General features: G+C 67.3%; 12 protein-coding genes. 8 read left to right on the forward strand and 4 right to left on the reverse strand.

Annotated features, from left to right (window positions below):
* Positions 1-129: 129 nt before the first annotated feature.
* Together ACFVJ5_RS06720 and ACFVJ5_RS06725 are read left to right on the forward strand one after the other, a co-directional pair.
* Entirely contained in the window at positions 130-681 is a 552-nt protein-coding gene (locus ACFVJ5_RS06720; RefSeq protein WP_379218895.1) for a dihydrofolate reductase family protein, read from the forward strand.
* A gap of 122 nt (positions 682-803) precedes the next feature.
* Positions 804-1061: a hypothetical protein gene (locus ACFVJ5_RS06725; protein WP_194828263.1), complete on the forward strand. Its 258-nt coding sequence runs from the start codon at positions 804-806 to the stop codon at positions 1059-1061.
* A 51-nt stretch (positions 1062-1112) separates the two neighbouring features.
* Here the strand turns inward: ACFVJ5_RS06725 and ACFVJ5_RS06730 are convergent, their stop codons facing one another.
* Together ACFVJ5_RS06730 and ACFVJ5_RS06735 are read right to left on the reverse strand one after the other, a co-directional pair.
* The gene (locus ACFVJ5_RS06730) at positions 1113-1952 is read right to left on the reverse strand and encodes an alpha/beta fold hydrolase (RefSeq protein WP_379218896.1); all 840 of its coding nucleotides are present in this window, start codon (positions 1950-1952) and stop codon (positions 1113-1115) included.
* Complete coding sequence (locus ACFVJ5_RS06735; RefSeq protein WP_379218897.1) at positions 1949-2371, reverse strand: helix-turn-helix domain-containing protein; 423 nt, start codon at positions 2369-2371, stop codon at positions 1949-1951. Before ACFVJ5_RS06735 ends, ACFVJ5_RS06730 begins: the two co-directional genes overlap by 4 nt.
* A 295-nt stretch (positions 2372-2666) precedes the next feature.
* Between ACFVJ5_RS06735 and mshC the strand changes: the two genes are divergently transcribed.
* From mshC to ACFVJ5_RS06765, 6 genes are all read left to right on the forward strand, one after another.
* Entirely contained in the window at positions 2667-3905 is a 1239-nt protein-coding gene (gene mshC / locus ACFVJ5_RS06740; RefSeq protein ID WP_379218898.1) for a cysteine--1-D-myo-inosityl 2-amino-2-deoxy-alpha-D-glucopyranoside ligase, read from the forward strand.
* 143 nt (positions 3906-4048) lie between these two features.
* Entirely contained in the window at positions 4049-6424 is a 2376-nt protein-coding gene (locus tag ACFVJ5_RS06745; RefSeq protein ID WP_379218899.1) for a heavy metal translocating P-type ATPase, read from the forward strand.
* A gap of 128 nt (positions 6425-6552) precedes the next feature.
* A complete protein-coding gene (locus ACFVJ5_RS06750; RefSeq protein ID WP_379218900.1) occupies positions 6553-7338 on the forward strand; it encodes a universal stress protein in 786 nt (261 codons plus the stop codon).
* Between the two features lie 45 nt (positions 7339-7383).
* Entirely contained in the window at positions 7384-8832 is a 1449-nt protein-coding gene (zwf, locus tag ACFVJ5_RS06755) for a glucose-6-phosphate dehydrogenase (protein ID WP_379218901.1), read from the forward strand.
* Positions 8833-8946: 114 nt separating this feature from the next.
* Positions 8947-10365 carry a hypothetical protein gene (locus ACFVJ5_RS06760; RefSeq protein ID WP_379218902.1) on the forward strand — a complete coding sequence of 473 codons (1419 nt, stop codon included), beginning with the start codon at positions 8947-8949 and terminating at the stop codon, positions 10363-10365.
* Positions 10366-10368: 3 nt separating this feature from the next.
* The gene (locus ACFVJ5_RS06765; protein ID WP_379218903.1) at positions 10369-11196 is read left to right on the forward strand and encodes an Abi-alpha family protein; all 828 of its coding nucleotides are present in this window, start codon (positions 10369-10371) and stop codon (positions 11194-11196) included.
* Between the two features lie 5 nt (positions 11197-11201).
* Here ACFVJ5_RS06765 and ACFVJ5_RS06770 read toward each other — a convergent pair whose 3' ends face one another.
* Entirely contained in the window at positions 11202-11858 is a 657-nt protein-coding gene (locus tag ACFVJ5_RS06770; RefSeq protein ID WP_379218904.1) for an enoyl-CoA hydratase-related protein, read from the reverse strand.
* Positions 11859-11870: 12 nt separating this feature from the next.
* A complete protein-coding gene (locus ACFVJ5_RS06775) occupies positions 11871-12479 on the reverse strand; it encodes a TetR family transcriptional regulator (protein ID WP_379218905.1) in 609 nt (202 codons plus the stop codon).
* Positions 12480-12611 lie beyond the last annotated feature (132 nt).

Genomic DNA, 12611 nt, shown 5'->3' on the forward strand with positions numbered 1-12611 from the left:
CGCCGGCCTCGGGATCTCCACGTCGCCCAGGACACGAAAATCGTCATCGTCTCGAACACATTCCCGTAGTTTCCGAGACGTTCAGGTGAGATCCGATGAGTTTCGAGTGCGCAGGAGGTCTACACGGTCATGAGGAAACTGATCTACGGATTCGGCGTGTCCCTCGACGGTTACGTCAACGACCGCGACGGCAAGATCGACTGGACCGATCCCGACGACGAGCTGCACCAGTACCACAACGACAGATTCCGCGGGCTCGAGGTCGCGTTGAACGGTCGCCGCCTCTACGAGCTGATGGCCGAGTACTGGCCGCACGTGCCCGCGGACGCACCGCCCATCCAGCGTGAGTTCGGTGAGCTCTGGACCCGCACGCCCAAGGTCGTCTTCTCCCGCACGCTCACCGAGGTCCACTGGAACAGCACCCTGGTCAGCGAGAACGCGGTGGAAGAGGTCCGCAGGATCAAGGCCGAAGGCGACGGCGTCATGGAGGTCGGTGGCGCGAGCCTCGCGTCCGCGCTGATGCCACACGGGCTCATCGACGAGTACCAACTGTACGTCTCGCCGATTGTGCTCGGCGGTGGCACACCGATGTTCCCGGCACTGGACCAGCGGATCGGGCTGCGATTGGTCGAGACGCGGCGCTTCGAAACGGTGATGCTGCTGCGCTATCAGGTCGACTGAGGTCCGCTCACCGCGGCTGTAGCTGCGGTTTCTCACGGTGGCCAAGGCTCTGTTGCCTGGTCAGCGCCGGTGCTAGTGTGCTCCAAGCACTTTCGTTATCCCCGTGAGATCTGAGGAAACCTATGTCGACCCGTTCTATCGTCACCGCCTCCGCAGCCGCGTTGCTGCTCACCGGTGCGGCCGCTGCTGTTGCCGCGCCCGCGCAGGCGTTTCCCGCCGGGTGGTGGGCTGAGAAGACCTACGTGTGTTCCTCCACCAACCAGGCCGGTGCGCCGCTGCCCGACGTGACGGTGAAGGCGGGCAACGAGGTTGGTGCGGCGTACTACGCGACGCAACAGCTCGGCCCGGACGCGGCGCAGATGCAGTGCCGCGAACTGTGATCTGATCATGTTCGGTGTCGCCGCACGTCGGGGAGCGGTGGCACCGAAGTCTCATCCTGCGTGTGAGAGCACGAATTCGCCTACCGCAGCAGTCTGATTCAGCAGTGCGTGCCCGACTCCGGGCAGTAGCCGCACCTCGCCTCGAGTGAAGGCGCGGGCCCGTTCGGCGGTGCGCGCGGAGTCGAACAGGGCGTCGCGTTCGCCGACGATTATCAGGACCGGGATGTCCACTTCGCGTAGTTGTTCGTCGCGGAAAATGGGCAGGTTTCCGGGGCGGGGCGAGAAATGGGTGAACGTCAATTCGATGTCATCGATGATCGGATCCGCTTGCGCCCCATCCAGGCCCAGACCCAGCCGTGCCATGTCGCGCACGCTGTGCCTGCCGATCATCCGCAGCCCGATCGCCTTCACGAGCCAGCCGTAGCGGTGCTTGCCCAGTCCTCCCGGGCACAGCAGGACCAATGTCGTGACCCGACCCGGCCTGCGCAGGACGTAATCGAGTGCGGTCCACCCACCCAGCGACATGCCTATCAGTGCCACGGTGTCGAGGCCGAGTCCGTCGACGACCTCGTCGAGCCAGCTCGCGGTCGCGTCGCTGTCCAATGCCAGCCGGGTGGGGGCGCTGAATCCCGGTTCGCCGGGCAGATCCACCGCGTACACGCGGAAACTTCTCGACCAGTCCGCGATGTCGGCGCGCCAGGTGCTCGCGTTGGCTCCCGAGCCGTGCAGCACGACCAGCGGCGGTGCGTCCACCGGTCCGGAGACCACGACGAACGTTTCGCCGATGCCGGTGTCGATCCGCAGTTCCTCGCGTGGAACCGGCCAGGCGTCGAGGTGTTCGCGATAGCGCTGTTCGACGAGCCGTCGGCCTTCGTCGGACTTGTAGATCATGACTGCAGGATTCCGTCCAGGTAGTCGAGCAGGCGGGAACTGTCGGCGAGGCTGCCGAGCAGGATCACTTTGAGGCGGTGCCGGGCGGGGTCGTAGCTGGTTTCCACGCGCATCCGCTGACCGCCGCCGCCGCGGGTCCCGGCGGTGGCGGTGAGCAGGGTGGTGATCCGGTCGACGGTGGGGCGGTCGATGTCGTCGATCTCGACGATGCACGAGGACTCGGCATGTCGACGCGGTGCCGTCTGCGGGGTGGTGATCGGCAGTCCGGTGAACGTCTCGAGGTCTTCGTGGGTGATGCGGTACTGCTTGCCGATGCGCGCGGCGGGGAGTTTGCCGTCGCGCACATAACTGCGCACGGTGCGGACATGCAGTCCGAGCAGTTCGGCGACCTGCTCCACCGAATAGAGACGATCCGTCATGAAACAACCGTAAACGAAGGTATATATAGGGAGCAGTAGGGATGTTTGGTGAGTTGTGGACTGTGACAATGATCGCGATGGCAACCGTTCGCCCAGGTGGGACCGCACACTGGGCACGACACGCCCGATTCGCCCCGTTACCCCCGTGACCAGGGGATCTGCTCGAGCGCAAACCTTGACGCGGGCGCCGGGACACGTTTGTGTGCAGGTAGCGGGCCGTGCCGCGACGCCGCGAGCAACCCCATGGGCCGGGCCGCGAGCCGAGCACCTCGACAGGGGCTCTACCCTCGAAGACATGCAGTCCTGGTCCGATATCGCCCTGCCGACAGTCCCCGGAACAGGGCCGCCGTTGCGTTTGTACGACACCGCCGACCGTCAGATCCGCCCGGTCACCCCCGGCGAGACCGCGAAGATGTACGTCTGCGGCATCACGCCCTACGACGCCACCCACCTCGGTCACGCCGCCACCTACCTCACGTTCGACCTGGTCAACCGGATCTGGCGCGACGCGGGCCACGACGTGCACTACGTGCAGAACGTCACCGACGTCGACGACCCGCTGTTCGAGCGCGCTGACCGCGACGGCATCGACTGGCGCGATCTCGGCAGCCGCGAGATCGACCTGTTCCGCGAGGACATGGCCGCACTCCAGGTGCTGCCGCCGCGGCACTACATCGGTGCCATCGAATCGGTGGAGGAGGTGGTGGAGCTGGTGCAGAAGTTGCTCGCCGCCGGCGCCGCCTACATCGTCGACGACGCCGAATACCCCGACATCTACTTCCGCACCGACGCCACCGAGCAGTTCGGCTACGAATCCGGCTACGACCGCGCCACCATGGAGACGCTGTTCGCCGAACGCGGCGGCGACCCGGACCGGCCGGGCAAGCGCGACACCATCGACGCCCTGCTCTGGCGGGCCGAGCGTCCCGGTGAACCGGCATGGGAAGCGCCCTTCGGCGCAGGCAGGCCCGGCTGGCACATCGAGTGTGCGGCGATCGCGCTCAACCGCATCGGCGCCGAGTTCGACATCCAGGGTGGCGGCTCGGACCTGATGTACCCCCACCACGAGTACTCCGCCGCACACGCCGAGGCGATCACCGGCGCCCGCCGCTTCGCCCGCCACTACGTGCACGCCGGCCTGATCGGCCTGGACGGCGAGAAGATGTCGAAGTCGCGGGGCAACCTCGTCCTCGTGTCGAAACTGCGCCGCGACGGTGTCGACCCCGCCGCGATCCGCCTCGGCCTGCTCGCCGGTCACTACCGCGCCGACCGCATGTGGACCGACGAGGTGCTCACCGCCGCGCAGCACCGCCTCGACCGCTGGCGTGAAGCCGTGTCGCTGGCCTCGGGCCCCTCGGCCACCGACACGGTCGCCCGGTTGCGTCAGCACCTGGCCGACGACCTCGATACCCCCAAGGCCCTCGACGCGATCGACAACTGGGCCGAACAGGCCATCGCCTACGGCGGCGCCGACACCGAAGCCCCCGCCCTGATCCGCACCGCCGTCGACGCGCTCCTCGGCGTCAGCCTCTGACGCGATCGCAGGTCACCGCGGCGACGGTCTTCCTGACGCCGCGGTGACCTGCGCCGACCTGTGACCCGCCGCCGGTAGAGTCGCCGAGAAGTGAGGCGCGGGGCGCTGTCGCGTCGTGCGCACGACCGGCGACAGGAGCGGCGATGCCCGACCCGCAGGACCAACCGGCCTCCGCCACGACCGTCCTGCACGTGGGCGGGCAACTGCGCGCCAGCTCCCACGGGATACTGACCAACGGGTTGCGTCACCGGCCCGGCGTCATCGCTGTCGACCCGAATCCGGTCGCCCAAACCGCCACTGTCACCTACGATCCCACCCGAACATCGGTCGCCGACCTGCGCACCTGGGTCCGCGACTGTGGCTATCACTGCGCGGGGCGCTCCGTCCCGGCCCACGTCTGCGACCCGACGAGCGAGCCGACCACCCACGCTCGGCCCGCCACGCACGGCGAGTCCTCGAGCCATCGCGCGCCGACGCACGATCAGCCGCACGTCGAGCACGGTGGCGGGCACATGCACGGCGGGCACGCGTCGATGTCGATGGACGACATGGCTCGCGACATGCGGAACCGGTTCCTCGTCGCGCTGGTCTTCTCCACCCTGGTGATGCTCTGGTCGCCGATGGCCACCCACATGCTCGGCCTGCATCTGCCCGTCCCGTTCGGGATGCGCGCCGACATCTGGATGCTCGTCCTGAGCTTGCCGGTGATCTTCTACTCCTCGACGATCTTCTTCACCGGGGCGTGGGCGGCGCTGAAGGCCCACACCCTCGACATGATGGTGCTGGTCTCGGTGGGTATCGGGACCGGATGGCTGTATTCGCTGTATGTGACGTTCACCGGCGGCGGTGAGGTGTTCTACGAGGCCTCCACGATGCTGGCGACGTTCGTGCTGCTGGGCCACTGGTTCGAGATGCGGGCGCGCAGCGGTGCCGGCGACGCGGTGACGAGTCTGCTGGATCTGTCGCCGCCGAAAGCCGTTGTGCTGCGCGCCGGTCAGGAAATGCGGGTGCCGACCGCCGATGTGCGGGTGGGTGAGGTGCTGCTGGTGCGGCCCGGCGCGAAGATCGCCGTCGACGGCACCGTGCTGGACGGGTCGAGCGAGGTCGACGAGTCGATGGTGACCGGTGAGAGCATGCCGGTGCGCAAGGAGCCGGGTTCGGCGGTGATCGGCGCGACCATCAACATCACCGGCAGCCTGCGAGTGCGGGCCACCAAGGTCGGGTCCGACACCGCCCTGGCCCAGATTGTCGAATTGGTGCAGCAGGCACAGAATTCGAAGGCGCCGGGGCAGCGGCTGGCCGATCGGGCCGCTTTCTGGCTCACCCTGGTCGCGCTGGTGGGCAGCCTGACCACACTGGCGGTGTGGTTGCTCGTCGGGGCGTCGCTGAGCAAGGCGCTGCTGTTCGCGATCACTGTGGTGGTGGTGACCTGTCCGGACGCGCTCGGCTTGGCGACGCCCACGGCGATCATGGTCGGCACCGGTCTCGGCGCCGAACGCGGTGTGCTGTTCAAGAACGCGACGGCACTGGAGGACGCGGCGCGCATCGACGTGGTGGTGATGGACAAGACCGGCACCCTCACCACGGGCGCACCCGAAGTCACCGACGTGATCACCGCGCCCGGCGTGGACACCGACCGGGTGCTGGCACTGGCCGCGGCGGTGGAACTCGAATCCGAGCATCCCCTCGCCGAAGCCATCGTCGACTACGCGAAAACCCATGGTGCGGCGACCCTTTCGGCCATCGATTTCCAGAATGTGGCCGGCCGCGGCGCGACGGCCACTGTCGATGGGCAGCGCGTGATCGTGGGCAACCGCGGGCTGCTCGACGCCGACCACATCGAGCTGGGCGAGTTGGCGAAGCACCGTGACGAACTGGCGGCCTCGGGCCACACCGCCGTCCTGGTCGCCGTCGACGGTCACGCGCACGCGGTGATCGCGTTGGCCGATGCCCCACGCCCGACCTCCGCCGCCGCGGTGCGGGCACTGCACGATCTCGGTGTCGGGGTGGTCATGCTGACCGGTGACAACACAGGCACCGCCGAACGCATCGCCCACGATCTCGGCATCGACACCGTGATCGCCGATGTCCTGCCCAAGGACAAGGCCGACCGGATCGCCGATCTGCAACGCACCGGTAAGAAGGTCGCGATGGTCGGCGACGGTGTGAACGACGCGCCCGCTCTGGCCCGCGCCGATCTCGGCATCGCCATCGGCGCGGGCACGGACGTGGCCATCCAAACCGCCGACGTGGTGCTCATGCGCTCGGACCCGTACGCGGTGTCGACGGCCCTGCGCATCGGCCGCGGCACTGTCCGCAAGGAACACCAGAACCTGGGTTGGGCAGTCGGTTACAACGGCATCGCCCTGCCCGTCGCGGCCGGTGTCTTCGCCCCGTGGGGGTTGACCATGCGCCCGGAGATCGCCGCGATGGCGATGTCGGGGTCGAGCCTGATCGTCGCCCTCAACGCTTTACACCTCAAACGCCTGTCGTTGCCCTCCGCACCACGGCACACGTGAGGCCCGACCCAGCCCAACGTGGCCCGCACCCTCGTGGACGAGCACCGCCGCACCGGTTGCCCACAGTGTGCTGCGCTTATACTGTGGGCCACAGCGCAGCTGACCTGCCGTCGATCGGAGAGCGTCACATGGGGTGCTATCAGCGCATCGTGGTGGGAACCAACGGCTCGGAGGCCGCGCAGACGGCGGTAGCGGTGGCGGGGGAGTTCGCGGTGCGCCTCGGTGTCGCGGTCACCGCGGTGAGTGTGTGGAAGGACGCGGGGCGTAAATCGGCCACCGACGCCGAATGGGCCCAAGCCAATACTCGTGCGGCCGCCGAAGCCCTGCTCGAAGCCGGCGTGGCCGAGGTCGCCCGCACCGAACTCGACGGCACAGCGGGCGCGTTGCTGCTCGAGATCGCCGAACGCGAACCCCAGACCTTGCTCGTGATCGGTGGCGGCAGCCTGGGCAGTTCCAAGGCGCGCCTGCTCGGCTCGACAGCCAATCACGTGTCCCACCACAGTCAGACCGACGTCGTGTTCACCAACAAGGTGCCCAAACGCTGGACCACCATCGGGCTAACCACCGACGGATCGGCGAGTTCGCTGACCGCGGTCCGACGCGGCTACGAGCTCGCCGTGGCCCTGAGCGCGCGCCCGTTCCTGGTGACCTCCGCCAAGACCGACGACGACGGCGCCGACATCCTGATCGACGTCGAAGGTCAGATCGCGGTCGAGGACCCGGAACTGTTCGGACGCGACATCCTCACCGGGGTCCCCCCGGCCGAGGCGATCTGCAACTCGGCCTGGAAATACGACCTCGTCGTGATCGGCAACCGTGGAATGAGCGGCCCCGCACGCCTTTTGGGCTCGGTGGCCAACAAGGTGACCCACGACATCGACACCAACCTGCTGCTGGTCAACACCACGCACTGACTCCTCGGCCGACGAATCCACGTCGCGCGCAGCAGCCTTGGTGAGGTGTCGGCCACAGGCTCGGAAACCGCACCGCACGTCGTCGTCTTGTTCGGCGCCACCGGCGATCTCGCCCGCCGTAAACTCCTGCCCGGCCTGCTGCATCTGTCACGGTCGCACCTGGCGCCGGACCTGCGCATCATCGGGGTATCCCTCGACGACCTCGACGACGAGTCCTTCCGCGCCCTCGCCCACACCGCCTGCGAAGCGTCCTCGCGCCGTGGGGTACTCGAGGATTGGGGCGAGTTCGCGCAAACGCTGACCTACGTTCCGCTCACCGCGGGCCCCGAGGCCCTGCGCCACGCCGTCGACGTCCAACGCGCCGCGCTGGGGCCGGACACCCAGGTCCTGGCGTATCTGTCGGTACCGCCGAAAGCCGCACCGGCGGTGATCGCCCTGCTCGCCGAGGCGGGTCTGACCGAGGACGCGCGGGTGGTGATGGAAAAGCCGTTCGGAGTCGATCTCGACAGCGCCCGCACCCTCAACGCCGCCATCCACGAGGTCTTCGACGAATCCCAGATCTTTCGCATCGACCACTTCCTCGGCAAGGAATCCGCGCTCAACATCCTGGCGTTCCGCTTCGCCAACGGGCTGTTCGAGCCGATCTGGAACCGCAACTTCATCGACCACATCCAGATCGATGTCCCCGAAAAGCTCAGTCTCGAAGGACGTTCGGAGTTCTACGACGCGACCGGCGCGTTCCGCGACATGGTGGTGACCCACCTGTTCCAGATCCTGGCGTTCGTCGCGATGGAACCGCCGACCGCCCTGGACTCCCAGGCGATCACGATCGAGAAGAACAAGGTCTTCCGGTCGATGCTGCCGCTGGACCCGCGCAAGGTGGTGCGCGGGCAGGTGCGCGGCTATCACGACGAACCCGGCGTCGACCCCGATTCCGACACCGAGACTTTCGTGGCGCTGGCCTGCGGGATCGATAACTGGCGCTGGGCGGATGTGCCGTTCTACCTGCGCACCGGCAAGTATCTGGCGCAGGGGCAACGCATCATCTCGATCGCCTTCCGGGAACCGCCGCAGAGCATGTTCCCGGCCGGTTCCGGGGTCGGCGCGCACGGTCCCGACCACCTCACGTTCGACCTGGCCGATTCGTCGAAGGTGTCGTTGTCGTTCTACGGCAAGCGTCCCGGGGTCGGCATGAAGCTCGACAAGCTCAGCCTGCAGTTCGCGCTCGAGGAGACCGACCGCGCCGGTGACGTGCTCGAAGCCTACGAGCGCCTCATCCTCGACGCGATGCGCAACGACCACACGCTGTTCACCACCGCCGAGGGCATCGAACGGCTGTGGGAGATCTCGGCGCCGCTGCTCAACGACCCACCACCGGTGCGCAACTACGACACCGGCTCGTGGGGCCCCAACGCCATCCACCAACTGGTGACGCCACGTTCGTGGCGATTGCCGTTCGAACGGGCCTGGCGAGAGCGCCGCGTCTGGTCGTGATCCGGTGTTTGCTCCGGTTTAGCGGGTAACCGCGGAACTTGCCCGGACCGGGGAGTTCGGTCGCCTATGATGACCGTACGCGCGATGTTCGCCACACAACGGAGTGGACGCCGGATGAATGCTGGGATCGAGGCGGCGGGGTTCTTCGGCCTGCTGGACTGGGAGAAGACGACCGGTCTGAGCAAGTTCTGGGTCGACATGATCACCATCCCGATTTTCAGTGCCATGGCCGGTCTGATCACCAACTGGACCGGGGTGATCATGCTCTTCGCGCCCGTGCGGTTCACCGGCTTCTACGTGCCGGGTCTGAAAACGATCTTCCCGCTGCTGCCGCGCAAGGTGCAGATCCTGCCGACCTTCGCCCCCGGCGGCATCCTCGGCTTCCAAGGCTTCATTCCGGCCCGCTCGGAGAAGATGGCCAGCCTGATGGTCGACAACGCGGTCGCCAAGATCGGCACCGCCAAGGACTTCTTCGACCAGATGGATCCGCGCAAGATCTCCGCGCAGGTCGCGCTGGTGGCGATGCCGAACGTGCGCTCGATGGTCGACTCGATCATGGTCGCCGAGCACCCGCGCCTGTGGGCCGACATGCCGCCGCGCGCACGCGAAGCCATCTACACGCGGGTCGAGGCCGAGCTGCCCGCGATCACCGATCGCGCGTTCGACTTCATCGGCGAGAACATCGACCAGCTCCTCGATGTGAAGCTGATGGTCGTGGGCTACCTACGGCGCAGGCCCGAACTGCTCAAGGACGTGATCTACGGGCTCGGCGCCCCGGAATTGCGGTTCATGATCCGCAGCGGGGTGCTGGGGTTCCCGTTCGGGGTGATCGTGGCGCTGTGGTTGTCGTTGCTGCACTACAGCACTCCCCACGGTGACGCCCCCGCGGTGATCTCGCTGCCCGGCTGGCTCTACGAGATCCTGCACTTCCTGCCCGCGTGGGCGTGGGTGCTCGCCGGTGGCGCGATGGTAGGTGTGCTGGTCAACATCATCGCGATCAAGGTGGTGTTCGAGCCCGCCGTGCCACGGCCGCGCTACCGATATCCGTGGCGGGTAGCGAAATTCGCGAAACGGCAGTACCAGGCGGCGGCGGATCTGGGCCATGCGATCGGGTATCAGATCGTCACCCTCGATGTCGTCACCGAGCAACTGCTCGACGGGCCGAGTGGTGACAAGACCCGCGCGGTCATCGCCCATTTCCTCGAGGCCGAGATCGACCGGATCCTGGGCCCGCTGCGCTCGGTGACCCGGCTCGCGATCGGGCCACGCCACTTCGACGCCATCCAGGCCACCGCCGGGGCGAACCTGGCCACCGAGATGAAGCCGTGGTTGGTCGAGGACGTCGAGTTCTCTCAGACCACCGCGGCCAGCGTCGACCGGCTCGCCACCGAGAAACTGCGCGAACTGCCGCCGGAGGAGTTCGTCGAAATGCTCTACACCGCCATCGAACAGGATGCCTGGCTGCTGTATCTGCACGGCGGCGTGCTCGGTGCCTTCATCGGTGCGCTACACCTGCTGATCTTCGGAGCGTGAGCAATGGAGCCCAACCCTGATCGCGAACCCGGGATCCCCACCGATCTGCTCGGTTTGGCGCGGATCGCGGGACAGTCGTTGCGCCACATCGTCGGCGCGGTGACCAAGGGCGCGGTGCACACCGCCACCGATCTCGTCGACGACATCCGCTCCGGCGAACCGATATCGCAGATCTTCGACGAACGCATGGATCTGTTTCGTCGCGCCGCGTTGAGCGCGCTCGGCCTGACCAGCACCGCCACCGGCGTCTACGGCCCGGTCGAGACCAAGATCGACGCCGAGGATCTCAAGGCGATGGGTGATGCGATGATCACCGAGGGCTGGGACTCCGCGCAGCAACCGCGGGAGCTGCACCCCTCGTTCGTGCCGATCCTGCACGACCTGACACCCGACGAAGCCCGGATCCTGCGCTTCCTGGCCGTCGCCGGACCGCAGCCCGCGATCGACATCCGCACCAAGGCGCCGTTCGGGATCGGCTCGCAGCGGCTGGCCGACGGTATCAACATGATCGCCGCCATGGCCGGGTGCGCGCTGCCCGACCGTGACCACCACTACCTGGGGAACCTGAGTCGTCTCGGGCTGGTCCGCTTCTCCACCGAACCGGTCGCCGACTTTCGCCGCTACGCGTTCCTGGAAGCGCAACCACCGGCACAGGCGGCCTACAAGTCGGTGAAGATGCGGGCCATCAGCTCCTACCGCAGCATCTACCTGACGGTTTTCGGAAAGCAGTTCTGCGACGCGTGTTTCGTGCTGGGCGACTACACCGGGGGCGGTTGGACAGGCGATGACCGTGGCGACATCTACCTGGGCAAGGGCCCCCGGTTGCCCTGATCGGTTCAGTCCCGGTTGCGCAGCGCGTCGAGGACCCCGGCGAACATCACGGATTTGATCGCGGTCATCGTGGTCTGGTCCTTGCCGCCCAGCGGTGCTACCAAAGCCAGTGCGGTATCGAGGACTTCGCCTTCGGCGGCGGTGGCGTCGACCAGATCCAGTGCCAGTGCGTCGGGGCCACCGAAGCGGCGGGCCGTGGTCATGCTGGCGACGGCGGTCTTGGGGGTCGTCTTGGCTTGGATGAGCGCGGCCATGCCGTTGGTGAACGGGATGCGGATGTCGGCCTCGGGGAAGCAGAAGTAGCCGCGGTCGGCGCGCATCACCCGGTAGTCGTGCGCCATCGCCACCATCGCACCCGCTCCGAAGGCGTGTCCGCCGATCGCGGCGGCCGTCGGCATGGGCAGGGTGAGGACCCGGGCGAACAGGGTGTGCACCGCTGCGACGTATTCGGCGGCCCGGTCACCGTTGGCCGAGAGCCAGTCCAGGTCGAGACCGTTGGAGTAGATCTTGCCGGTCGCGGTGGTCACCAGCGCGGACGCGCCCTCGGCGACGACCGCGTCGAGGTGGGTGTTCATCTCGTCGAGGAAGTCGGGGGAGAAGCGGTTCTCGCCGTCACCGAGGTCGAGCACGGCGATCGAATCGTGGTGGCGCAGTGTGGGCATGGGGTTTCCTTTTCAGTGGGGACCGAGGTCGAGGACGGCACGCACGGCAGCACGCAGCTGAGCGCGGGCCAGGGGATCGGTGAGCCGGTCGCGGCGCAGCAGCAGCGCGGTGGGCAGATCTACCAGGCAGGTGGTGACGGTGGCGACGCCGCGCCGGTCGGCGCGACCCCACAGGGCGCGCGCGAGCCGGTTGAGCGCGGCGACGAGCGCCTTCTCGGTGTCGGCGATCTCCTGTGCCAGGGCGGGTGCGATGTCGCCGGCGAGCAGTTCGGCCCGGTCGACGATCAACAGCAGACGCGCGGAGTCGGGATGATGTTGGGCCAGTCGCGCCGGCGCCTCGGCGGCGTCGAGGACCGCGTCGATGCGCGTCTGGGGGTCCGGCGCGGTGACGGCGCGGTCGATATCGGCCGACTGCAGGGCGAGGAATCGGTGCGCGGCGCGTAACCACGTGCGCGCCAAGACAACCTGCCGGGACTGAAATGTGTGATAGAGCGCGCCATTGGATACTCCGGTAGCGGCGGCGACCGCGCGCACCGTGACAGCGGCGGGTCCGAAGTCGGCCGCCAGCTTTTCGGCGGCGTCCAGAACGGTCTCCGGGTCGTGGGTACGCGGTCTCGGCATGAACAAAAGTTTACAGAGCGTTCGCTCTGCTATTCCATTCGGATGCGCTTTTGGGCACTTGTGCACGTATTTCGTTCCACCACTTGGCATTTCGTCGTTCCTTGGGCTCGATGAAGCGCAGCGTAGACAACG

Origin of the sequence: Nocardia sp. NPDC127606 (genome assembly GCF_042671725.1) — a bacterium.
Taxonomy (GTDB): Bacteria; Actinomycetota; Actinomycetes; order Mycobacteriales; family Mycobacteriaceae; genus Nocardia.